The sequence below is a fragment of the Brevibacillus sp. AG162 genome (genome assembly GCF_006715575.1).
GTDB lineage: Bacteria > Bacillota > Bacilli > Brevibacillales > Brevibacillaceae > Brevibacillus > Brevibacillus brevis.
Genome location: NZ_VFNO01000001.1, coordinates 218,294 through 239,759, shown reverse-complemented (window position 1 = coordinate 239,759; position 21,466 = coordinate 218,294). Strand labels below are relative to the sequence as shown.

Sequence of the window (21,466 nt, the reverse complement as noted above, 5' to 3'; positions counted from 1 at the left end):
TCACCTCATACCCTCGCCTACGCTGGTCTTGTCCTTTTTTGTACAACCCGTCCGTCCTGGAGATAAATGACGCGGTCGGACTGTTCCGCTACTTCCTGCTCATGGGTAACGATGATGAACGTAGTCCCATTTTCCTTGTTCATTTCTCTCATTAATAGGAGAATCTCTTGTTCGGTCTTCGAGTCCAGGTTCCCCGTCGGCTCATCCGCCAAGATGATGCCTGGCTGATTGACGAGCGCTCTCGCAATACTGACACGCTGCTGCTGTCCACCACTAAGCTCATTGGGTCTGTGGTCGATACGACCTTCCAGCCCTACGCGGTGTAGGATTTCCGTTGCTTTTGCCCGACGTTTTTTCTTGCTTTCGCCTGCAAAAATCAAGGGAAGTTCTACGTTTTCCAACGCTGTCAGATTGGGGAGCAGATTGTATGACTGGAAGATAAAGCCCATATTTTTACGGCGAAACATGCATAGTTCATTTTCGCTGTAGCTGGAAATTTCTGCTCCGCTAACCATGACACTTCCTTCCTCCGGCTTGGTCAAACCTGCAAGCAAATTCAAGAGCGTAGACTTGCCTGACCCCGACGAGCCACACAAAGCCACGAATTCGCCCTTGTTGATATGAAGGTTGATATCATACAGCACGGGAACTTTGATTTTTCCCGTTCCGTAGCTGTGATTGACCCCTGTCACCGTCAGCTCTCCTGTTGAATTGACCATCGTTTGTCGCACCTCATTCGTTCTTTCAAAATGGAAGCTTTCGTAAACATCACATACTAAAGACGTAACATTTCGCAAAACGTAACGCTTCTTTCGGAAACAATTTACGTTTTACAAAAAAACAATCTTTTCTTCAAAAATATGTAACAGCTATGTAACCTTTTGCAGCCTGCTACGTAATACAATGTAGATGTCAACAAACCATGGAGGGTCGAAGAAGATGACTATCTATCGCTTTTTATTTGAAACAGCAACACGCAGATGGGTTGAAATCATCAAGGCACCCAGTATGTTTGAGGCAGCAAAGCAAGCCAAACAGCTTGCAACCAAGCGTTCCAAGTCCATGTCCACCACCATCAGCTTCTCTTTTCACCACGCTGCTTCTCAAGCATAAATGCACACATACATAAACCGCTTGCCCGCTATGGGAGGCGGTTTTTATATTTTGGGGATATTATTGACAGCACCGATTTCTTCCTCTTTAATATAGAGAGAGCCATTACAGTGCATGACAGTATAGATCCGCTTCGATTGTGCAGCGGTATACAAAGGGAGATAATCACAATGACCATGAAGAAAGCACTCACCATTGCAGGTTCCGACACCAGCGGCGGAGCTGGTCAGCAAGCAGACCTCAAAACGTTTCAGGAGCTTGGTGTTTTCGGGATGACCGCCCTCACCGTTATCGTAGCCCAAGATCCACATAACGAATGGTTTCACGAAGTGTTTCCGATCGATGTCGCGATCTTGGAAAAACAAATCGAAACCGTCCTCGCAGGAATTGGCGTAGATGCTGTAAAAACAGGGATGCTCGGAACCACTGAACTGGTTGACCTCGCTACCCGTAAAATAAAAGAATATGATTTGAAAAATGTTGTCGTTGACCCTGTGATGATCTGTAAGGGTGCAGATGAAGCACTCCATCCAGAAATTGCTGTCAGCCTGCGTGAAGTCTTGCTCCCGAACGCGACAGTTGCGACTCCTAACCTGTTCGAAGCTGGTATTCTCAGCCAAATGGGCGCACTGAAAAGTGTCGAGGACATGAAGGAAGCGGCGAAGCGCATCCACGACTTCGGTACCTCTTATGTCGTTGTAAAAGGCGGCAGCAAGCTCCAAAGCGGCAATGCTGTAGATGTTTTCTATGACGGGAAAACGCTCGAGGTATTGGAATCCGAGCGCTTTGAAACGAGCTTTACTCATGGTGCCGGCTGCACGTTCTCAGCTGCAATCTGTGCTGAATTGGCAAAAGGAAGCTCTGTACACAACGCAGTAGCTGTTGCCAAAGAGTTTATTACTGAAGCTATTCGCCACTCGTTTGCGCTCAATAAATATGTGGGACCTACTAATCACGGTGCGTACCGCATGAAAAAACACGGCGAAGCAATTTGCTAATCACGTCCTGGTAAGCAAAAACTCCTGACCATATCCGAGGCTTTCTCGGCGGGTCAGGAGTTTTCTTATGTTTACGCTTGTTTTTTGATGGCGACCTCGGCATTGATTGGGGTCGCTTTTCGTTTTATTCGCACGGAAGACACCGTAAATACGATGAGCGCAGACCAGATGAATCCAAAGCTGATGAGATGTGTTTGGGTGAAAGGCTCTCCAAACAAGAAAACAGCTGATAGGAGCGATATCGTAGGCGCCAAGTATTGAATGAAGCCTACAACGGAAAGTGGGAGTCTAGTCGTTGCTAGGGCGAACCAGTAGAGCGGCATGGCAGTAGCTACCCCCGCCAGCGTCAGCAACAAAAGTTGCCACCATGCTAAGGATGTCATCGTCTCCGTCCCATTGACCTGCAGCATCAGCAGATAACCGAAAGCAATAGGGGCCACAAACAGCGTTTCCCACGCCAGTCCAATCATCGCCTCCATTCGGACGACCTTTTTCGCCAAGCTGTAAAAAGCAAAGGTCAGGGCAAGTGATAGAGAGACCCATGGAATCTCACCGTACTGGAAGGTGATGAACATGACTCCGAAAGCCGCGAGTACAAGCGCGAGCCATTGCCCAGCATGCATTTTTTCTTTTAAGAAAATAACTCCGAGCAGTACGGTGATGAGAGGATTCATGTAGTAGCCAAGACTCGTTTGCATGACTTGATCGTTATTCACGGCCCAGATAAAAATGAGCCAGTTTGCGCTGATTAGCAGTGAACAAATCGCTAATGCTCCGAACATTTTAAAACCAGTGACCGCTCCCCACATACTGCGCCAGCGTTTCGTTACCTGAATAATGATTGCGACAAAAATAATCGACCAGACGATTCGATGAGCGAGTATCTCCCATGCCCCCATCGCCTGAAACAGCTTCCAATAGAGCGGGAGTAACCCCCAAGCCAAATACGCCACAATTGCGTAAATAATTCCCTGTCTCATCCATGCTCCTCCATGTGTTTCGCCTTCTCTTTCTCTATTGACGACTTTTTGAACTTCTTCTCTATGGAGTAGTGTAAAGGAAATACGAAAAAACAGCTATGTATTCTCACGAAGAATAAGGAGTCCCCTACACTTTCATCCGTTACCATATTACCAATGCATGCAGCTAGCTAATTACCTTAGTAGCATAGTAAAGTATGGACAAAAATTTTATTGTACCACTTTTATACCTGTAGTACAATAGTCATTATTCTTCCGAGTTTAGTCATACGAAAGGAACTTTTACTTATGACATACTGGCGATCTATCTTTTTAGTTTTACTCGGTGCGTGCAGCTACGGTGTCCTCTCAATCTTCATGAAGCATGCTTTTCAACTCGGCTTTACACCATTCGAAATGAGCGGGAGCCAATTGATTTTTGGCGGCTTGATCATGACAGTCATGGCCATCTTTTTCTCCAAGCAACGGTTTTCGTTCAAGTATTTGTTGCTTTTGGCACCAGCCAGCCTCATGATGGCCTCAACCAGTCTTTTTTACCATCAGGCTGTTAGCCGGGTCTCTGCTTCGCTCGCAATCGTTCTCCTCTTTCAGTTTACCTGGATCGGCGTCTTGCTGGAGGCGATTGTGGATCGCAAATGGCCAACCGCTGAAAAATGGGTGTCTCTGGTTATGCTTGGAGCAGGGACGGTTCTTGCAAGCGGACTTGGGGAAAGCGGCATTCAGAGCGTAGACATAGTCGGATTGATCTTCGGTCTGATGTCTGGCGCGACCTTTGCCCTGGTTATTTTCTTCAGTGGGCGAATTCTACCTGGAATGGACCCATACTTGCGAAGCGCGATTTCGATAACTATGGCAGCTCTGATGCTCTCGATTGTTTATCCACCCACTTTCCTGGTAAATGGTCAGCTTCTGCAAGGTTTGCTGCCGCTCGGTCTTTTGGTTGCGATCTTCGGTTCGGTCATCCCGATCTTCTGTTTGGCTGTCGGTGTGCCTCGGATCGGCAATGGACTGGCTACTATTTTAAGTGCAGTGGAGCTGCCAACAGTCGTGCTCTTGTCGAGCTTCGTGCTTCAAGAGACTGTCTCTCTCCCACAATGGGGTGGCGTATTCATGATTCTCGCTGCCATTTGCGTACCGCAAGTAAAATGGCGGAAACTATTCTCCCCTTCTCACGCACTCGAGCAGGAAAGAATGTAGCCCCGTTTCCTATACAAAGTATACAAATCGCGTGCAGACGAGCTGGTTCTGCACGTTTTTTTGTTGGTAGATCCCCTTCTTATAGAAGGAAGGTAGATTATCTGACTCGAATTTATTTGCGAAGACTGCCACTCAAGGGGGAAAAAGTATGGAAACACGGCATAGGGTGCTATTCCAGCAGCTAGAGGATTATCGACAGGAGACGTTAAAAGCAATTGATGGTTTGACGGATGAAGATGTAAACCACATACCCGATGGTTTCTCCAACAATATCTTGTGGAATCTAGGGCACATCTATCTCGATCAGTATTTATGGATTTCTCACCTTACAAAAGAAACGATCCCACTCCCCCCTGGCTTTAACGAATGGTTTAACTTCGGGACAAAACCTGCTGACTGGGATACACCGCCCCCGAAACTCGCCGTGCTCGTCTCCTTGTTACAAGAACAACCCAAGAAGATACAAGCTGCTTACAAGGATCGATTAGAAGAAGAGTTTCCCGCAACTGAATCCGGCATGCATACAATAGCACAGGTGCTTGTCCGAACGATTTTTCACGAAGGAGTGCACCTCGCCTCCCTCAATACGATCAGGAGGTTTCTGGGCAAATGAATCAGATCATAACACCGATTTTTCGTATGTTTGACGTTGAGAAGGCAAGAGAGTTTTATGTGGAGTTTCTAGGTTTTCAGATTGATTGGGAGCATCGTTACGAGGATCATTTTCCTTTGTACATGCAAATTTCCTCTCCCTCATGCACGCTTCATCTGTCCGAGCATCACGGGGATGCTTGTCCTGGCTCAGCGATTCGCGTACAGGTAGAGAACATTGAGCTTTTTCATCAGTCACTGTTGCGTCAAGGATACAAGTACGCTTGTCCCGGTCTAGAGGAGACGCCGTGGGGAACACATGAAGTGAGCGTGACCGATCCTTTTGGCAATCGCCTTCACTTTTATGAGCCTGTCGATCATTCGTAAGCAAATACAAAGAAAGCCCAGCCGGAGTTCCTTTACAGGAGCCACCGCTGGGCTATATCATTTTACAATGTTAACATAGATGGGGCGATCGATGGGACTTGAACCCACGAGTGCCGGAGCCACAATCCGGTGCGTTAACCCCTTCGCCACGACCGCCATGTATAGGGTTTGCTTGGTGCGGTCGAGAGGACTTGAACCTCCACGGTGTTGCCACCACTAGAACCTGAATCTAGCGCGTCTGCCAATTCCGCCACGACCGCATATAAAAATGGTGGAGGCTGACGGGATCGAACCGCCGACCCTCTGCTTGTAAGGCAGATGCTCTCCCAGCTGAGCTAAGCCTCCCTACCCCAAACCAGTTGTTGGGGCCCCTGCAAAGCATTCACATCACTTTGTGGGGTATAAGTGACCCGTAGGGGATTCGAACCCCTGTATGACAGCGTGAAAGGCTGCTGTGTTAAACCGCTTCACCAACGGGCCAAGTAAGATGGCGGATGGAGTGGGATTTGAACCCACGAGACGGTTCGACACCGCCTACACGATTTCCAATCGTGCTCCTTCGGCCGCTCGGACATCCATCCATTGAGCCTGCAAGCGTTCGCTTCGGCAAGAATTAATCTATCATATTCACAACGTGATTTCAAGTGATATTTTGAAAGTTTTCCCCTTGTTCGGCCAAAAAAAGGGAGATTGCCTAAAGCAACTTCACTTTCTGTTCAATATGATACAAGTAGTATGCCTTTACAAGACGGAGTGATGTCAGTTGTCAAAAAGAAAGCGCCGTTCAGGAGGCTTCCCCTGTTTGTACGGAAACTGGTGTGGGCCTGGATGCTCCGGACCGGGGGCGCCGATTGATGACGTCGACAGATGCTGCAAGAGGCATGATAATTGCTATCGAAAGCACGGCTATTTTTCTTGTCACTGCGATCAGGAGCTCGTACGCTGCCTTCGAAATAAAGTAAACAACTCAACGGAAAAAGGGAGAATGGCCGGACTCATTTCGAATTTTTTCTCTCGAACAGGGTGCTTCCCCAACAATCCCCACTAGTACTTTCTGAATCGTTCTCCTTGTCAGTTTTCATCCAAAAAACGGTAACAACTTGGACATGAATCAGACATAATTCCCTTGTTTTTCCTTGTATTTTTTTGGTACTCTATTGAATGTCCAAGGAGGGTACGCAGCGTGGAATTGCACATACGAACAGACGCCAGTGTGGCGCTGCCGTTAAAGAGAGAAATTATTTGTCATGGTATTTCCCGTTTTTATGTCCGTCCATACGATGATGATCAAGTAGAATTTATATTCCTAGCACTTTCAGAGCACCAGAAGAAGCTACTGTCTTATTCACTACGAAATTACAGCTACTGTCTAACATATCTAGCCTAATCGTTCTACGGCCATTTTTCTCCCCTTTTTTAAAGGGGAATTTTTATTCTTTTTTTTCGATATACCCAAAACGGCGAACATCGTCTGCGGTCAAGTTATGCAAAGCATTCAAAAATTCGATTTGGAAACTGCCTGGACCTACTTCTGCTGCTTTCTCTGCTGCCAGTTGAGCAGCAACACCGTAGCATACCAATGCCGCAGCTCCTGCGATCAGCTTGTCATTTGAAATGGCTGCAAACGCTCCCATAACAGACGTTAACAAACAGCCTGTTCCGGTTACCTTCGTTAAGATTGGATGACCATTATGGATCGAGTAAGTTGTTTCTCCATCCGAAATCACATCGACCTTCCCGGTAATCGCAACGATTGTCCTCAGCTTTTTCGCTGCTGCTCTCGCTAGGTCCTGGACATCTCCGCCCGCTTCCTTCGCATCTACACCTTTAATCTCCCAGCGCTCCCCGATGACATTGGCAATCTCGGCAGCATTTCCTCTAATGAGGGTAAGGTCCAGTTCCTGCGCAAGATGTTGACTTGTCTCGGTTCGGTACGATGTTGCTCCCGCTCCCACTGGATCAAACAAAACAGGCACGCCATGCTGATTCGCCGATTTTCCTGCGATCAGCATCGCTTCGATCTCATGCTCATTCAATGTCCCTATATTCAATACAAGAGACCCGGCGATCTTTGCCATGTCTGCCACCTCCTGTTTGGCATACGCCATGACAGGTGATGCACCAAGAGCTAACAAGCCGTTCGCTGTAAAGTTCGTGACAACAACGTTCGTCATGTTATGGACAAGTGGATTCTCCTCACGCACTTTAATTAGTAATTGTCCGATTGTCTCCAGAATCATGATCGTTACCCCTTTCCTCTTGAGCGGCGACTCGTGGAATCATCTTGTACACTTCGATGACTTCCCCTAATATAGAATGCTCTTGCATGACGCCAATGATGATATACGAGTGTTTTAAGATGGGTAATTCGTGCATGTCAGCTACAATTTTCCATACCTTTCCATCATCATCCGTCACGCTAGCACTGAAGGAGACTCTTCCCGCCCCTTCTTTCAAGATGTCCACGGCATCAAGGACTCCGATTATTTTTATCCGATCATCTGGATGCATGATCCGGTTTTCCTCGACCCATTTTAGCTTCATTTCTTCTACTTTTAATGTTTTCCAACGATCAAGGAACTCCCAATCCTTGGAATGCGGAAATATATGCTTCGTTTGCTCAAGGAAGGTGTTGTACTCTCCGTGCAGCTGATCTACATAATCATCTACATCCTCAGAAATCACGCGAATCGAATCTTCTCCGCATGTACGGATGTGGTGAGCCAGGTATTTGAATGACTCGATCATGTCAAAGTTCCCCCAGCCCCAGGCCTGTTCGCCGAAAACTCCCCCCCGGGTTCGGCATTTTAGGCAGGTGAAGTAATAGTATGTAGGCATATCTGTTCCCCTATCTCCCCTATTTTGTCTCTCTTTTGGTATCGGTTGAGGAAGCGAAGCAATTTATGTTACATTCGAACCTATTTTTTAAACTTCTCACGCAATTTGTTCACAATTTAACTTCTATTATTTAGTCTAAGTTAAATCGCAAAAGGTGGCTCCCCCAAAATTTTTCAGGAAGCCACTCTTCATTATACTCCTTTTATGGCAATAAGAGGGTTACATTTTGCTACGACAGATGCAAGATTTGCTCCTACAACCGAATCGATGATTTGATCTACATCTTTATAGGCTTGCGGGCATTCATCAAGAATGGAAGCGAGTGAACGGTGATTCACCATGATCTCATCTTCCTGTCCCACGCGCATTGCCTGCTCGAATTGATCGATGGTCACAAGCTCCTTGGTTGCTTTGCGGGAACGAATACGCCCTGCACCATGACAGATCGAATAAAAGTTTTTGGCTCCGGCCTCCGATCCGACCATGATATAGGACGATGTTCCCATAGAACCTGGGATCAAAGCTGGATGTCCTGTTTCACGGTAAGCCTTCGGATTTTGGAAATGGCCTGCTGGCAACGCCTTCGTCGCTCCTTTGCGGTGGACGAGCATCGGTGTGTTGCGGTGGAATTCTTTCAAGGCGTAATTATGCATCAGATCATATAAGACTGGTGTACGCATCTCGCTACCGAAAATATCCCGAAACGCCTGCTCTACTGAAAATCCGATCATATGCCGATTCGTTACCGCAAAGTTCAGCGCGGAGTACATCAAATTCAAATACTGTTGCCCTTCCTCGCTTTGGATCGGAGCATATACCAGGCTCGGCTCAGGATTATGAATCCCCCATTTGTACATAGCTTCCTTGAAGCTTTTGGTATAATCCCGCCCTAGCATAGCTCCCCACGCCCGCGAACCGGAATGAATCATGATGACGACCTGGCCGTCGAACAGTCCCCACGCTTTCGCAATCTCCCTGTTCTCCTCCGCGATCTCGATATACTGGATTTCAATAAAGTGGTTACCGCCCCCCAATGTTCCCAACTGGCCCCACGCGCGACTCCATGATTTTTGCGGTATTTGCTCCAGGAAGGAATGGTCGAATTCAAATGTGTACTTTTCCACATGCGAGAAAGAACGAGGTAAGGTGTCAGGCTCTACTTCTGTGTCCGGAATGTAGTTGCCAGGCAACCCCTTTAAGCCATGCTTCACCACTTCCTCCAAGCGAATATCTGTAAAATGCGTATTTCCCCGTTCGTTTGTCGGGACGTACGCTTCGATCGCTTCGATCAGTGCACGTTTTAGGCTCTTGTCTTTGAGGTCGTCTCGATGCAACGGAGTCAGATGCACACGCATTCCACATCCAATGTCTGATCCGACGATGGAAGGCGAGACAAATCCATCGGCAAGATTCCAAACCGCTGTCGTCCCAATGCAGGTCCCAACGCCTACATGAGCATCGGGGGTATACGAAAAATAAACATTTCGCGGAATACGCAAATTATTGTCTGCCATTTGATATACGCGTTCACCGAAGCTCGCAAAGACTTCGTCATTCGCAAAAACGTGCACATCTCCATGCTCCAGCTTCACTTCACGATGGTTGTTTCCATGCAAAATTGTTTTCATCATTCATTTCTCCTGTCTCTCACAGCCTGTGCTGTTTTTCATACCCTTATTTTCCATCGGCGCATGTGGTTTGAACATGGTAAAAGTATTACGAACCTCTTTTTATCATTGACTTCTCTTCAGCCTCTTCGTAATATGAGGACTAATTTGGAAATAAATGACGAATGAATAAGGATGAGTGTAATGGCACGCGAAAGCTTTGACAAAGAGCTGCAATTGCTCCGTCTCCTGTTTTTGACCGCTGGTGCCTACAATCGGCAGCAGTTGGCCGAGCGGCTCGGGATCTCCGTTCATACGCTAGATAAAACGATAAAAAAGCTGAAGGACATTCAATCGACCTTTTATCAGCATGTCGGCGATGAGGAGAAAAAAGAGTATTACGCGCAGCTTCGTTACAACTATTTTGAGGTGACGGACAATTTCCTGATGTTTTTGTACCATGCAAAATCATTGAAGGATTCGGAAGTAGAGCGGCTGTCGCACATTTTGGAAAAGCTCAGACAACAGCCTCTCTCCATTAAAGACTTGCTGGATACGTTTGTGGATACAGAGCCCGATGAAAAAACGATTCGCCAGGACATGAAATACCTCGAAGAAATTGGCGTGATAAAAAATGTTAGTGAGGTCAGACCATACGTCTATCAATTCGACAGTGAGCTGCTGGACTCGCTGACGGACGACGAGCTATTGGATCTGTATGATTTCATCGACTTCATGGCCAATACACAGCTGCCGGCTGTCCCTGGATATCTTCTGCAAGAAAAAGTGAAGCGCTATCTCAAATATCGCTTGAAGCTAACCGATGCATCTGCGTTTTTATACAAATACCATTTCGTCTCACGTATTCTTGATGAATATCAAGCTTTGCTTCTCACCGAAGCCATTCGTCAGCGAAAAATCGTTGAATTTCACTACTACACGCCCAAACGCCGAAAGTTTTACGATTCCCAAAACACGAATCCGGCATTCCAACGGGATACTTCGGGCAGACATGAAAAAGTGATTCCACTCCGGGTTATTTTTGATCATCAATACGGCAGATGGTACTTGCTGGCACAAGGATGCGGCAATGGTCCGCTGCGAAAATACCGCGTGGAGGGTATGACCAAGCTCGTAACAGGCAAATCCGTTACGCCGGAAATCTTCTCTTCCTTGCAAGCAAGCGCGGATGAGCGTATTGCCCATAGTTGGCTGATTGATACCGGAAAACTCGTAACCGTACGCCTTCGCTTTTTTCAGCCTCGCGACACGCCTCATTCCTTTATCCAAGAGAGAGTGGAGGCACAAGGGCAATGGGGGATTGTGACAGAAGAATCACGGGAGAGCTTTGTGTACGAGATAAAAGTGAACAGTACGATGGAAATTACACCGTGGATTCGCAGCTTCGGTTCAAGCGTCGAAGTTCTTGAACCGCTGTTTCTTCGCAAGCAATTCCAAAAAGAATGGGAGGAGCTGCTCGCCTACTATGAATCTGTTTGACAAGATACATAATTACCAGCTATTGACACGACTGGATGAAGCGGGTGTTTATCCGGTTACATCGCATGAAAAAGCGTGGCTCGCCTTGATGCTGGCGAATCCGTCTGCGGGAGAAATTTTCGAGCCCGCTACACTCGACAAGCTTCGCCGTTTGACACACCTGCCAGAAAGTGAATCGAGCGAACAGGAACGATTCGTGGAAAAAGCGCAAACACAGGTTAAACAGCTCTGGAGCCCACTCGTGCGTACCCTGCGGCGAATCATTCTCGGCAAGAATCACATAAAAATAACCGCAGCCACGAACAAAGGCCCGGTTTTTCGCAATCAACGAGGGGTTCCCTACAAGCTGGAATATTCACTTGCGAAGAAGGCCTGGTACCTGATCTGGCTGAACATGTCTTCCAATCGCCTGATCACGACTCCGCTGCATCTCATTCGCACTGTCGAAGAGCTTTACATTGAAGATGTATGGTATGACAGTTTTTTACCGACCATTTCGGAACAGATCCAACAGCGCAAGCAGGTGGCAAAAATTGTGATCATCCGCCGTTACAACGCTGAGCTCCAGCGCATATTGTACGCCTTTTCCTGCTTTGACAAAGAGGTCTCTTTTGACCCAGAATCGCAGGTGTATACGATCACCCTGCACTTCCTATCCGACGAGCAGGAGTTTATTTTATCGCGCATTCGCTTTCTCGGCCTGCGGGTAAAAGTAGTAGAAAACGATCAACTCAAACAGCGAATGGCAGAGTCGGCAACGAACGCCTTGGCAAGATATACCGAAACTCCACTTTGATTGTCCCAAAAAATCAGGAAATCATACCCTATTCGATTTCCTGCATTTCCCTTATCATAGTTCAGGTGAGATAGTAGCTAATCCAAGTCAGAGGTAGAAATGATGAAAACAACATGTAAAAAAGCGTCTCTCATATGTGGGTTGTGGCTTAGTCTGTCATGGCCGTTTATTACGGAGCCGGCGCAAGCAGCAAGTGTCATCCAGGCAAAGGTGGTCGCAACCTCTCTGAACGTACGCAGTGAGCCAGCCCTTCATGCTTCTGTTGTTGCAAACGTGCCGTATGGAGCCGTCGTGACGATTACGGATGAAGCATACGGGTGGGCAAAAATTAGATACAATCAAAAGGTAGGCTGGGTCGCGGGGTATTACTTGCAAAAAGGCGCGGTAACGAGTGCGGGTTCAGGTTCTTCCTCAGCCACAACAGCCACTGGCAAAAGCAAGCAAGGCACGGTTTTGGCCGATTCGCTTCGAATGCGGAAAGGGCCAAGCACGAGCCATGAGATTATCCTTTCGCTGCCCAAAGGAACCCGTGTAGACATTTTGAAAAAGCAAGGAGACTGGATCCAAGCGAGAGCTTCCGATGGACAATCAGGCTGGGTGTCTGCGACGTATATTGGCGATGCCAAGGCCAGCGCTTCGGTGTCCAAAAGCGGTAAAAAGCCAGGCTTAAAAGGAAAAGTCATCGTGATCGACCCAGGACATGGTGGTTCAGATGTCGGGACACAGGGAACCAAGTGGAATAGTATGGAAAAAACGTTGAATTACAAAACGTCCATGCTGCTCGCCAGCAAACTGCGACAACGCGGTGCGCAAGTCTTCATGACGAGGACAAGTGACACACAAAAGCCTTCGCTATCGCAGCGTGTGGCTTTTAGCGAATCCAAGGCGGCAGATGCCTTCATCAGCATTCATTACAATTCTTCTCCGAAACCAAATAGCGGGACACTTACGTTTTATTATTCGCAAGACAAAGATGAGCCGTTAGCTCGCGCGATTGAGTCTCGCTTGGCAGGTGGCATCGGTTTAAGAAGCAACGGCATTTCATTCGGCAATTATCACGTCCTGCGCGAAAACAATGATCCGTCCGTCTTAATTGAGCTTGGCTTCCTATCGAATCCAAAGGATGAAGGCATCGTCCGTACATCGTCCTATCAGGACAAAGCTGCGCAGGCGATTACAGAAGCTCTAGCGGATTACTTCGGTCGATAATCGTACGGCTGGACACTGTAGGAGAACAGCTTCCGCTCGAATTTTCCTTTGGCACCAATGATCTGATACCAGGTCTCTCCGATCAACAAGTCGGTTGCGAAGTCTTTCTCCAGCAAATTGGTGATCGCCTCCATGACCGCTTTCTCATTGTCTTTTTGGATTTTCAACGACAAGGCCAGGACAAAATACGCCTGGTCTTCTTCCATTTCCAACAAATGCAGACGGGCTGTGCCACGGCGTTTGGCGTTGAAGCCATCAATCACATTCGTGAGACCTTTTTTTGCCTGCACTTTATACTTTGTCGCTTCCCTCCAAGAGGAAATAACCGCATCGTACAACGAAAACGTCAGGATGAAATGGCTGGCGTAATCCTTCGGGTCAAAAGGCTCCGGTCCCATTTGCTTCTCATCCGCTGGTATGACGACGAATGCTTTGTAGTTGCTAAAAAACGGATCGCTCATGGCAGGTCCTTTCCTTCGATAGTTTCTGTGTTGGTTAGTATCCACTAGGAAAGCAGGATATTATGTACAAAAACGGTTATAAACGTTCAAAAGGCCAAGTCGACATGAAAACCGACTTGGCCTTTTGCTTGCTTTTGTATAGGCATGTTTTTCAACTGAATATCTACTCATTACCGGTGGGTCATCGAGACGTTTCCATGCCCGTGCTCCTCTTCCATGACCTCCATTCCTGCACCATGATTGACGGTCCAGGTGATGACTTGGCTGGAAATGACAACGGCCAAAATGGTATACATCATCTCTTTCATCGGTACGAACCAGAACGACATGCAAAGCACAATGACGTCCAGTAAAAGAAAGACCGTACCAATGGACAATCCCGTGTACTTACTGATCAACAGGGAGAAAATATCGTCTCCACCTGTCGCAGCTCCATAGCGCAGAACCAATCCGGTACCCAGCCCGGTCAATACACCGGCCAAGACAGACGCCAGCGGCATCATTCTGCTCATATCCATGACAATCGGTGAAAATCGCTCAAACAAATCGTAAAATACGGTAAAAGCAAGTGATGCAAAGATCGTGTCCCAAATGAATTGGCGGCCTCTTACTAACCAGGCAACCAAAAACAGTGGAATATCCAGCAAAAGCATCACCATCGCTGGCGACAAGTCAAAGGCGTATTTCGCCAATAACCCCAAGCCAACAAACCCACCTTCAGACAAATGGTTCTGAAAGTTAATGTGATAATACGCAAAAGCAAGTAAACAAGCTCCAAACAAAATCATACTGTAACGCTTAGATAACTGCAGCGCTCTCCTCATCATGGTTTCCTCGCATTTTTGTCGGTTTAGGCACAGACGACCAACCGACTACCGAGGAACATCGCAAGCATAAGTCGCTACTCATACAAAGGGCCTCGCTTTCGTAGTAGGTTAGTCGTCTTCAGTGACGATCGACTACTACGAAGCTAGATGTAGGAGAGGTCAAAACGTTTCCAGATCGTCCTATGGGGACGCATGGTATCCTGATCCCTTCCATGGCTTTTCTTGTATTATATCACAAAAAAGGTGAAAAGACGACTCGAATCCGTCTTTTCACCGAGTTAAAATCGGAATGCTTGTCCTTTTAGCTCCACCGGAATCCCTGCTGTGACAAGAAAAACTTGATCGGCAACGGCTGCCACGCGTTGATTCATCAAGCCCGCCAAGTCACGGAACATACGGCCCAACGGGTTTTGTGGGACGAGTCCGTCGCCTACTTCGTTTGTCACCAGTAAAACGGTCCCTGGGTGGTCTTTTAGCTTGTTTACCAGCATATCCACCTGCTGGAGCACTTGCTCAAACTGCTGCTCCTCTCCATCATGTAACAGCCAATTTGACAGCCAAAGGATCAAGCAATCAACCAAAATCACTGTCTGCTGTTCTTGTATGTCCTTTTGTGCTCCGAGCTTCGCGAGCCACTCTGTCAATGCGTACGGCTCCTCGATCGTTTGCCAAGGGAAGCCAGACTGCAAGCGGCGGTCTCGATGGTGCAAGATCCGCTCTTCCATTTCCTCATCAGTGATTTGTGCGGTCGCGATGTAAACACCCTGGGAGCCCAAATGAGCCGCGTATTTTTCGGCAAACGTGCTTTTTCCGCTGCGTGCTCCGCCTGTAATGAGTACGATCATGCCTCTTTCTCCTTAAACAACCACTTATACTTGCGATTGCAAAATAATTTGCGGCAAATGATGGACAGGATGCTCCATCACAATCGGTTTGGTTCCGTATACAGCCTCTATTCTGTCACTTTGCAAGATGTCTTTTGGTGCGCCGACGCTTATCTGCTTTCCTTTATGCAGCATCAAAATACGATCGCAATATATAGAGGCCAGATTCAAATCGTGCAGCACAGCAATGACTGTCACCTGCGTCGTCTTTTGCCATTTTCGCACGATGTCCATGAGTTGAATCTGGTACCCGATATCGAGGTAAGTCGTGGGTTCATCGAGCAACAGCACCTGAGGTCTTTGAATCAATGCCTTCCCCAAAGCTACGCGCTGCTTTTCCCCACCACTCAACTGATCCAGTGTGCGCTCTTCCAAATGTTCAAGACCGAGCATCTGTACGATTTCATCAATGAGCGATGCGACATCCTGCTTCTCTTCCCCCAGCCAATTTTGGTAAGGAAAGCGCCCCATCTCCAGCACCTCTCGGACACGAAAGCCGACTGGCGGCAGACCTTCCTGCTCCAAAACAGCCAGTATTTTGGCAAGCTCTTTACGTGGATATGAATGAAGCTTTTTCTCTTGAAGCAAAATGGCACCGGCATCTGCCTTGATGACACCTGAAATCATTTTCAACAAGGTAGATTTACCGCTGCCATTGGGCCCGATGATGCCAAAAAATTCTCCCTTGTCCACGCAAAAATCGATTCCGTGCAAAACAGGCGTATCCTGATACGATTTTTGCAAGCTGCGCACATTGATCATAAGCTTACGTTACCTCTTCCTAAAGCGTTTATTTTGCTTCAATAAATAAGCGAAAAATGGTGCTCCCAGAAATGCTGTCACGACACCGAGCGGGATTTCCGTTGGACTCAGCAGCATTCTGGCTAGAGTATCGGCCCACAGCACATAAATACCACCGCAGATCGCAGCCATTGGCAGTAAAATACGATGGTCAGGACCAACCAGCAATCGGACGAGATGCGGTACCACCAAGCCAACGAACCCGATAATACCCGCGATAGAAACTGCCGCTGCAGTCAGGAGAGTCGAGACGACCAGAACCACGAGCTTCGTTCGATCCACATGGACGCCGAGATGCGCAGCCTGCCGCTCTCCCAATGCAAATAGGTTCAAGGAGCGCGCATAACTCACCAGCACCATTCCACCTATGACCAAGTACGGAATCAAGACGTACGTAAAGGCCCAGCCGCGAAATGACAGGCTGCCCATCAGCCAGAACACAATCTCATTCACCGTCTGATCGGATAGCGATACCATAAAGGAAACGAGAGAGCCGAGAAAAGCCTGCACCACGACACCAGACAAAATCAGGGTCTCCGTCTGCAGCTTTCCTTGCGTGTTTGCGAGTCCGAGTACGATCCATAAACTGAGCAATCCTGTAAGAAAGGCGACAACAGGTGTGCTCCATGCACCCAGAAAACTGATTTGCAAGCCAAAAAGGATCAAGAAGGCTGCTCCGACAGCAGAACCCGATGCCACGCCCATCGTAAACGGATCTGCGAGCGGATTGCGCAAAACTCCCTGAAAGCCCGCCCCCGCAAGTGACAAGCAGGCGCCTATCAAGACAGCCAATACAACCCGTGGAAAACGAACCTTCATGACAATTTGCTCAGAAGACTCGGGCCACGTTACGGTGATCCACTCAGACAAGCCCGGGATTTGATGAAGCAGGATGAGCCACACTTGTGAAATGGGGAGGTGGGCCGCCCCCATCGAGATACTGATGACTATCGATGCCAGCAGGACGAGACAGCTGACCCCTCCCCATATGAAAAGTCGCTTCTTCATTTTATTTCACCAAGTCAGGGTAAATTGCCTTGGCTACCTCGATTAAGCCTTGTGTAATACGTGGACCGGGACGGGACAAAATATTTTGGTCCATGCCAAAAATTTGTTTTTCACGAATCGCCTTCATTTTATCCCAGCCATTGCGATTCGCGATCATATCCTCCAGCTTGACGCCAGTCTTTTCATCGGTAATTCCGCTCGCGTACAAAATAACGTCCGGGTCGTTTTGCAAAATCTTTTCCTCACTGATCGGATTCCATCCTTCAGTGTCGGAGGCAATATTTGTCGCCCCAGCCAGCGTGATGAGTTCGTCCATGAATTCGCCTTTTCCGACTGTCCAGCCTGGGGAAAATTCCAAATATACCTTTTTCTTCTCTTCCGGTTTTACATTTTTCACTGCTTCTTGAACGTACGCGATGTCCTTCTTCATTTGCGCGACGACTTTTTCAGCTTGGTCCTGTGTGTTGGTGATAACTCCCATCGTCAAGATGTTGTTTAGGATGTCGTCCATCTTTGTTGGATGGGTAATATAGACCGGCATTCCGAGAGATTTGAGCTTGTCAGCCACTGGCTTTTCCATCGAAATCCCACCGATGACCATATCCGGCGTTTGAGCGAGAATGGCTTCTTCATTCGGTTTGACGACTCCGCCAATTTTCGGTTTTGCCTTCGCCGCTTCCGGATAATCGTCATAGTCTGAAACAGCTACGATCCGATTTTCCAAGCCTAATGCGAACAAAATCTCCGTCTCGGCAGGGGATGTCGAGACGATTCGCTCAGGGGCTTTTGCAAAGGTTACTTCTTTTCCTGTCGCATCCGTGACTGTCAATGGATACGTTGTTTGTTTTGCAGGCTGCTCGGCCGTGTTCTCTTGCGGTGCTGTCTGCGGTGTGCTTGTTTGTCCACCAGGTGCTGGCTGGCTGTTATCGTTACCCGCACAACCTGCGAGGCTAGCCGCAACTAGTAGTGGGATCATAAATCGCAATGAACGTTTCATATGTAGAACTTCCTTTCTTCATGTCTGATTGACTGTTCCTTCCAATAAAAAAAGCGACCCTTGCTTCCATTCGGAAAACAATAGGTCGGTACCTCAGGGCAAACTGCCAGGATGGTCTGCTCCCTGAAATAGGCCGATCCTTTCCGCGAAGGCAACAGGCACGAAAACAAATAGGCAGGTCTCCTGGCTTACGGCTGAGAAACAAGCCGATTTACAGTGGCGGGACCGCGTCGGATTTTCACCGACTTCCCTTTTCACCCGATCTTTTTGCTAAAAAGACGAGGCACCTATTTGCTGTTACGATTGAATTTGTCACAGTCCATGACTCATCCTACATCATAGCATTCCTTGGATGAAAAAAGAATGACAAACACCTAAGCCAATACACTCTTGCCTCCTAAAAATGAAAAACGCCTGAACAAAAGGTTCAGGCAAATGTAAAGCTTTTGGCAGGCTATTTCCCTCGTTTGTACAAATAATCCAGAATGCCCATGGAGCATACCTGTAAATCGAGCTTGAGTACTTCGAAAACTTCGTGGTCACCACTGATGCCTTGTGACTGTAGATGATCCGAGACTCGTTCCAATAACTTGCGAGACAGCTCGTCATATGTTTGTCCAGCTGCAAGGCTTAATTCTCCTTCTACTAGAAACACAGGGAGCCACTCACGTAATTGGCGGTACACGTCGTCTACCTGCTCTGACATCCCAAAATGACCAAAGTAAATGCGACTTAGCTTGCGTGCTTCAAAGCGGCTTACAGACGCTAACATGGCATCCGGGTCAAACTGATTCGGCGAAGTAGATGGCAGCACGAGGTGTACACCATCCTTTTTAAGCTGTGGATAGAGCACACCTGCCGTATCACCTGTGAACATGCCGCGGCTTACGGGATCGTAGATGCTGAAGTGATGATTGGCATGCCCTGGCGAATCCAGAAACTCCAACACGCAATTCTCTCCGATCTTTAGTGTATCCCCGTCCCCACGAATCAAAATCCGCTCCTCAGGAACAGCCTCAATCGGATCAAACAATCGATCAAAATCATCATGATAAACCGCTCTCGCGCCTGTGATCAGTCGGCTCGGATCTACGAGATGGCGTGCACCTTTCGGATGGACGACGATCTTTGCGTTTGGACAATCCTTCAGAAACAGTCCGGCCCCTCCTGCATGATCCAAGTGAATGTGCGTGACGATGATGTATTTTACTTGTTCCACCGTATAACCGAGCTTGGCGAGACCGGCCTTGATATACGGGACGGAGGGGCTTGGACCTGTTTCTACCAATGTGAGCTCCTCTTCTGCGATCACATATGTCCCCGTACGTTCTGCCCAGCCCATATCGAAACCGTCTATTAAATGGATGCGTTCCCCTAAGTCGATTGGCTGTGTTGATTGCATGTAAATACTCCTCCTTTTCAAAAGTAATGCATTGACCGAATATTTACACTTTACCATCTATTCTGGACGCATTGAGGATAAACACACAAAATCTTCATATTTTTATCGTAGTATGAGGGTAGCAAAAACAATTCCATTACCTGGAGGGGTGTAAAAATGGGTAAGCTTTTTTCTGAATTACGACCTGAGCATGAGGCGTTTATCAAGAAGCAACAGATGTTCTTTGTTGCCTCTGCTCCTATGGACACAGATGGTCACGTGAATCTTTCACCAAAAGGGTACGATTCTTTTCGCATATTATCGCCTAATGAGGTCGCCTATTTGGACCTGACTGGAAGTGGAAACGAAACCAGCGCTCATCTGCAGGAAAATGGCAGGATTACGATCATGTTCTGTGCATTTGAAGGCCCCCCTCTCATCATGCGCCTATTCGGCAAAGGAACGGTTATTCTCCCAGATACGCCTCGGTGGGATGAGCTCGTAAAAGACTTCCCGCTTCTGCCCGGTGCTCGTCAAATCATTACCGTAAACATACAGGAAGTAAAGACTTCTTGCGGCTGGGCTATCCCCTTCTATTCCTTTTCAAAAGAACGCGACACCCTTCAGAAATGGACCCTGGCAAAAGACGAGCAGGAACTGCTTGCTTATCAAAAGGAAAACAACGTAGTCAGCATGGATGGATTGCCAACACCATTGGGACAAAAGCTTTTTCCCGCAGTAGGTGGGGATAACTAAGCGTAAAACGCAAAGAAGCTGCCTTGCTCGCAGCTTCTTTTTTAAACCCTCTTTACTTGCTCGTATAAATGACCACTACATCTCGGAGAAACTCGGCAACACCAGGCTGCTCCTTGTCATAGTATGCGGTAAAGCGCGGGTCATCGACGTACATCTGGGCAACACCTGCGTGAGCTTCTTTGCTGTAGCTGTCCCAATAAAAGCTCAGCCATTGACGGTGAATATCCGCTGCTTTTTGCGCAAGCTCATGAGCAGGATCTCCCGTCGCAAAAGCCTGTGCCAACGTTTCATGCAGTTCTTCATTCAACTGCTCAAGTGCAGCGTACTCCTGCTCGGTCATTCCTTTGATTTTCTGATTGGATTTGTCAACCTGGTCACTGCCATATTTTGCGCGAATTTCATCTCCGTATTGTGCCTCGTTGTCGTCAATCAACTTTTGCTTGAAGCCTTCGAATTTTTGTTTGTCACTCATCGTTTTGGTCCCCTCTCTTTGTGCTAATGTCAAATCGACATTGGCGATTAACGCATCCAACTGCGCTCGCCTTTCCAGGAGCTTCTCGCGGTGCTCCCGCAGTGCCCGGTCAGCATCAAAGGTTGGTGAATCCAGGATCTCCTTGATTTCCTCCAAGCTCACACCCAGCTCGCGGTAAAAAAGGATTTGCTGCAATCGATCAACCTCTTGCTGTCCGTAAATGCGATACCCTGACGAATTGATTCTCGCCGGCTTGAGAAGGTCAATTTCATCGTAGTATCGGAGCGTCCGGGTGCTGACACCCGCCAGGAGTCCTAGCTTTTGCACCGTATATTCCATGTTCATTCCTCCTGACAAATTGATCGTACACATTTACGGACCGTCAATGTCAAACACAAATTCATAAAAAAATTGGCGTTACTCTATTTTTATTATTTGTTAAAATATAGGAAGGACATTACAAAGGAGGTTATGCGATGCTCTATGTCATCGGCTTCATTGTAGCCATGCTCGGTGCTGGCTGGGGTTTGACAGGGCTGCTCAGTCTCAAAGCAAGAGACAAACATGCCATCACCCATTACTCTGACGATGCTTACGCCCAGCAAACCTTGTTCCAAATGCACAACAATCCTACCCAAGGCATGTAAAAATAAAAAACGGCTG

General features: G+C 47.7%; 23 protein-coding genes, 5 tRNA genes and 1 riboswitch. Of the genes, 10 read left to right on the top strand and 18 right to left on the bottom strand.

Annotated elements, in window-relative coordinates:
- Positions 1-17 precede the first annotated feature (17 nt).
- The gene (locus FB479_RS01045) at positions 18-719 is read right to left on the bottom strand and encodes an ABC transporter ATP-binding protein (RefSeq protein ID WP_106653167.1); all 702 of its coding nucleotides are present in this window, start codon (positions 717-719) and stop codon (positions 18-20) included.
- 220 nt (positions 720-939) lie between these two features.
- Between FB479_RS01045 and FB479_RS30280 the strand changes: the two genes are divergently transcribed.
- Entirely contained in the window at positions 940-1,113 is a 174-nt protein-coding gene (locus FB479_RS30280; protein ID WP_007723176.1) for a hypothetical protein, read from the top strand.
- Between the two features lie 170 nt (positions 1,114-1,283).
- A complete protein-coding gene (gene pdxK, locus FB479_RS01040) occupies positions 1,284-2,111 on the top strand; it encodes a pyridoxine/pyridoxal/pyridoxamine kinase (RefSeq protein WP_142061665.1) in 828 nt (275 codons plus the stop codon).
- A gap of 71 nt (positions 2,112-2,182) precedes the next feature.
- On the opposite strand, the gene rarD is transcribed toward pdxK, so the two are convergent.
- A complete protein-coding gene (gene rarD, locus FB479_RS01035; RefSeq protein WP_106653165.1) occupies positions 2,183-3,091 on the bottom strand; it encodes an EamA family transporter RarD in 909 nt (302 codons plus the stop codon).
- Between the two features lie 288 nt (positions 3,092-3,379).
- Here rarD and FB479_RS01030 point away from each other — a divergent pair, with 288 nt between their 5' ends.
- The 3 genes from FB479_RS01030 to FB479_RS01020 all read left to right on the top strand — a co-directional run bounded on the left by FB479_RS01030 (position 3,380) and on the right by FB479_RS01020 (position 5,266).
- Positions 3,380-4,288 (top strand): EamA family transporter, encoded by a 909-nt coding sequence (locus FB479_RS01030; RefSeq protein ID WP_106653164.1) that lies wholly within the window; start codon positions 3,380-3,382, stop codon positions 4,286-4,288.
- Positions 4,289-4,436: 148 nt separating this feature from the next.
- Positions 4,437-4,901: a DinB family protein gene (locus FB479_RS01025; protein WP_142061662.1), complete on the top strand. Its 465-nt coding sequence runs from the start codon at positions 4,437-4,439 to the stop codon at positions 4,899-4,901.
- Positions 4,898-5,266, top strand: coding sequence for a glyoxalase superfamily protein (locus tag FB479_RS01020; RefSeq protein ID WP_142061659.1), 369 nt, complete (start codon positions 4,898-4,900; stop codon positions 5,264-5,266). Before FB479_RS01025 ends, FB479_RS01020 begins: the two co-directional genes overlap by 4 nt.
- A gap of 80 nt (positions 5,267-5,346) precedes the next feature.
- Here FB479_RS01020 and FB479_RS01015 read toward each other — a convergent pair.
- From FB479_RS01015 to FB479_RS00970, 8 genes are all read right to left on the bottom strand, one after another.
- A tRNA-His gene (locus tag FB479_RS01015) sits at positions 5,347-5,422 on the bottom strand.
- A 17-nt stretch (positions 5,423-5,439) separates the two neighbouring features.
- Positions 5,440-5,526, bottom strand: a tRNA-Leu gene (locus FB479_RS01010).
- Positions 5,527-5,535: 9 nt separating this feature from the next.
- Positions 5,536-5,611, bottom strand: a tRNA-Val gene (locus tag FB479_RS01005).
- Between the two features lie 61 nt (positions 5,612-5,672).
- Positions 5,673-5,746 (bottom strand) — tRNA-Glu (locus FB479_RS01000).
- A gap of 8 nt (positions 5,747-5,754) precedes the next feature.
- Positions 5,755-5,847: transfer RNA gene (locus tag FB479_RS00995), tRNA-Ser, on the bottom strand.
- 849 nt (positions 5,848-6,696) lie between these two features.
- Entirely contained in the window at positions 6,697-7,506 is an 810-nt protein-coding gene (thiM, locus tag FB479_RS00980) for a hydroxyethylthiazole kinase (RefSeq protein WP_142061652.1), read from the bottom strand.
- Positions 7,472-8,014, bottom strand: coding sequence for a hypothetical protein (locus tag FB479_RS00975; protein WP_255438239.1), 543 nt, complete (start codon positions 8,012-8,014; stop codon positions 7,472-7,474). Before FB479_RS00975 ends, thiM begins: the two co-directional genes overlap by 35 nt.
- Before the next feature lie 281 nt (positions 8,015-8,295).
- Complete coding sequence (locus FB479_RS00970) at positions 8,296-9,732, bottom strand: RtcB family protein (protein ID WP_142062894.1); 1,437 nt, start codon at positions 9,730-9,732, stop codon at positions 8,296-8,298.
- A gap of 183 nt (positions 9,733-9,915) precedes the next feature.
- Between FB479_RS00970 and FB479_RS00965 the strand changes: the two genes are divergently transcribed.
- The 3 genes from FB479_RS00965 (at position 9,916) to FB479_RS00955 (ending at position 13,216) form a co-directional block, all read left to right on the top strand.
- Positions 9,916-11,211, top strand: a complete 1,296-nt coding sequence (locus FB479_RS00965) for a helix-turn-helix transcriptional regulator (RefSeq protein WP_185746311.1) — start codon at positions 9,916-9,918, stop codon at positions 11,209-11,211.
- Positions 11,198-12,007: a WYL domain-containing protein gene (locus tag FB479_RS00960; RefSeq protein ID WP_142061642.1), complete on the top strand. Its 810-nt coding sequence runs from the start codon at positions 11,198-11,200 to the stop codon at positions 12,005-12,007. Before FB479_RS00965 ends, FB479_RS00960 begins: the two co-directional genes overlap by 14 nt.
- Positions 12,008-12,109: 102 nt before the next feature.
- Positions 12,110-13,216, top strand: a complete 1,107-nt coding sequence (locus FB479_RS00955; RefSeq protein ID WP_142062891.1) for an N-acetylmuramoyl-L-alanine amidase family protein — start codon at positions 12,110-12,112, stop codon at positions 13,214-13,216.
- Here the strand turns inward: FB479_RS00955 and FB479_RS00950 are convergent.
- The 7 genes from FB479_RS00950 to FB479_RS00920 form a co-directional block, all read right to left on the bottom strand.
- Entirely contained in the window at positions 13,201-13,677 is a 477-nt protein-coding gene (locus FB479_RS00950; RefSeq protein ID WP_106653639.1) for a hypothetical protein, read from the bottom strand. The genes FB479_RS00955 and FB479_RS00950 overlap by 16 nt on opposite strands.
- Positions 13,678-13,847: 170 nt before the next feature.
- Positions 13,848-14,504, bottom strand: a complete 657-nt coding sequence (locus tag FB479_RS00945) for a YitT family protein (RefSeq protein ID WP_106653640.1) — start codon at positions 14,502-14,504, stop codon at positions 13,848-13,850.
- 278 nt (positions 14,505-14,782) lie between these two features.
- The gene (gene cobU / locus FB479_RS00940) at positions 14,783-15,349 is read right to left on the bottom strand and encodes a bifunctional adenosylcobinamide kinase/adenosylcobinamide-phosphate guanylyltransferase (protein WP_142061639.1); all 567 of its coding nucleotides are present in this window, start codon (positions 15,347-15,349) and stop codon (positions 14,783-14,785) included.
- Between the two features lie 24 nt (positions 15,350-15,373).
- A complete protein-coding gene (locus FB479_RS00935) occupies positions 15,374-16,150 on the bottom strand; it encodes an ABC transporter ATP-binding protein (protein WP_142061636.1) in 777 nt (258 codons plus the stop codon).
- 9 nt (positions 16,151-16,159) lie between these two features.
- Positions 16,160-17,197 (bottom strand): FecCD family ABC transporter permease, encoded by a 1,038-nt coding sequence (locus tag FB479_RS00930; RefSeq protein ID WP_142061633.1) that lies wholly within the window; start codon positions 17,195-17,197, stop codon positions 16,160-16,162.
- A 1-nt stretch (position 17,198) separates the two neighbouring features.
- A complete protein-coding gene (locus FB479_RS00925) occupies positions 17,199-18,194 on the bottom strand; it encodes an ABC transporter substrate-binding protein (protein WP_142061630.1) in 996 nt (331 codons plus the stop codon).
- 156 nt (positions 18,195-18,350) lie between these two features.
- A riboswitch (cobalamin riboswitch) is annotated at positions 18,351-18,500 on the bottom strand.
- A 148-nt stretch (positions 18,501-18,648) separates the two neighbouring features.
- Positions 18,649-19,596 carry an MBL fold metallo-hydrolase gene (locus FB479_RS00920; protein ID WP_142061627.1) on the bottom strand — a complete coding sequence of 316 codons (948 nt, stop codon included), beginning with the start codon at positions 19,594-19,596 and terminating at the stop codon, positions 18,649-18,651.
- A 156-nt stretch (positions 19,597-19,752) separates the two neighbouring features.
- Here FB479_RS00920 and FB479_RS00915 point away from each other — a divergent pair, with 156 nt between their 5' ends.
- Positions 19,753-20,331, top strand: coding sequence for a pyridoxamine 5'-phosphate oxidase family protein (locus tag FB479_RS00915; protein ID WP_142061624.1), 579 nt, complete (start codon positions 19,753-19,755; stop codon positions 20,329-20,331).
- 52 nt (positions 20,332-20,383) lie between these two features.
- On the opposite strand, the gene FB479_RS00910 is transcribed toward FB479_RS00915, so the two are convergent.
- Complete coding sequence (locus FB479_RS00910) at positions 20,384-21,142, bottom strand: MerR family transcriptional regulator (protein WP_142061621.1); 759 nt, start codon at positions 21,140-21,142, stop codon at positions 20,384-20,386.
- Positions 21,143-21,279: 137 nt separating this feature from the next.
- Between FB479_RS00910 and FB479_RS30275 the strand changes: the two genes are divergently transcribed.
- Positions 21,280-21,450 (top strand): hypothetical protein, encoded by a 171-nt coding sequence (locus FB479_RS30275; protein WP_164724456.1) that lies wholly within the window; start codon positions 21,280-21,282, stop codon positions 21,448-21,450.
- Positions 21,451-21,466 lie beyond the last annotated feature (16 nt).

What these genes read in the sequence shown, in the direction of transcription:
- FB479_RS01045 (WP_106653167.1), bottom strand. Translation starts at nt 719, where the DNA reads ATGGTCAATTCAACAGGAGAGCTGACGGTGACAGGGGTCAATCACAGC.
- FB479_RS30280 (WP_007723176.1), top strand. Translation starts at nt 940, where the DNA reads ATGACTATCTATCGCTTTTTATTTGAAACAGCAACACGCAGATGGGTT.
- pdxK (WP_142061665.1), top strand. Translation starts at nt 1,284, where the DNA reads ATGACCATGAAGAAAGCACTCACCATTGCAGGTTCCGACACCAGCGGC.
- rarD (WP_106653165.1), bottom strand. Translation starts at nt 3,091, where the DNA reads ATGAGACAGGGAATTATTTACGCAATTGTGGCGTATTTGGCTTGGGGG.
- FB479_RS01030 (WP_106653164.1), top strand. Translation starts at nt 3,380, where the DNA reads ATGACATACTGGCGATCTATCTTTTTAGTTTTACTCGGTGCGTGCAGC.
- FB479_RS01025 (WP_142061662.1), top strand. Translation starts at nt 4,437, where the DNA reads ATGGAAACACGGCATAGGGTGCTATTCCAGCAGCTAGAGGATTATCGA.
- FB479_RS01020 (WP_142061659.1), top strand. Translation starts at nt 4,898, where the DNA reads ATGAATCAGATCATAACACCGATTTTTCGTATGTTTGACGTTGAGAAG.
- thiM (WP_142061652.1), bottom strand. Translation starts at nt 7,506, where the DNA reads ATGATTCTGGAGACAATCGGACAATTACTAATTAAAGTGCGTGAGGAG.
- FB479_RS00975 (WP_255438239.1), bottom strand. Translation starts at nt 8,014, where the DNA reads ATGATCGAGTCATTCAAATACCTGGCTCACCACATCCGTACATGCGGA.
- FB479_RS00970 (WP_142062894.1), bottom strand. Translation starts at nt 9,732, where the DNA reads ATGAAAACAATTTTGCATGGAAACAACCATCGTGAAGTGAAGCTGGAG.
- FB479_RS00965 (WP_185746311.1), top strand. Translation starts at nt 9,916, where the DNA reads ATGGCACGCGAAAGCTTTGACAAAGAGCTGCAATTGCTCCGTCTCCTG.
- FB479_RS00960 (WP_142061642.1), top strand. Translation starts at nt 11,198, where the DNA reads ATGAATCTGTTTGACAAGATACATAATTACCAGCTATTGACACGACTG.
- FB479_RS00955 (WP_142062891.1), top strand. Translation starts at nt 12,110, where the DNA reads ATGAAAACAACATGTAAAAAAGCGTCTCTCATATGTGGGTTGTGGCTT.
- FB479_RS00950 (WP_106653639.1), bottom strand. Translation starts at nt 13,677, where the DNA reads ATGAGCGATCCGTTTTTTAGCAACTACAAAGCATTCGTCGTCATACCA.
- FB479_RS00945 (WP_106653640.1), bottom strand. Translation starts at nt 14,504, where the DNA reads ATGATGAGGAGAGCGCTGCAGTTATCTAAGCGTTACAGTATGATTTTG.
- cobU (WP_142061639.1), bottom strand. Translation starts at nt 15,349, where the DNA reads ATGATCGTACTCATTACAGGCGGAGCACGCAGCGGAAAAAGCACGTTT.
- FB479_RS00935 (WP_142061636.1), bottom strand. Translation starts at nt 16,150, where the DNA reads ATGATCAATGTGCGCAGCTTGCAAAAATCGTATCAGGATACGCCTGTT.
- FB479_RS00930 (WP_142061633.1), bottom strand. Translation starts at nt 17,197, where the DNA reads ATGAAGAAGCGACTTTTCATATGGGGAGGGGTCAGCTGTCTCGTCCTG.
- FB479_RS00925 (WP_142061630.1), bottom strand. Translation starts at nt 18,194, where the DNA reads ATGAAACGTTCATTGCGATTTATGATCCCACTACTAGTTGCGGCTAGC.
- FB479_RS00920 (WP_142061627.1), bottom strand. Translation starts at nt 19,596, where the DNA reads ATGCAATCAACACAGCCAATCGACTTAGGGGAACGCATCCATTTAATA.
- FB479_RS00915 (WP_142061624.1), top strand. Translation starts at nt 19,753, where the DNA reads ATGGGTAAGCTTTTTTCTGAATTACGACCTGAGCATGAGGCGTTTATC.
- FB479_RS00910 (WP_142061621.1), bottom strand. Translation starts at nt 21,142, where the DNA reads ATGGAATATACGGTGCAAAAGCTAGGACTCCTGGCGGGTGTCAGCACC.
- FB479_RS30275 (WP_164724456.1), top strand. Translation starts at nt 21,280, where the DNA reads ATGCTCTATGTCATCGGCTTCATTGTAGCCATGCTCGGTGCTGGCTGG.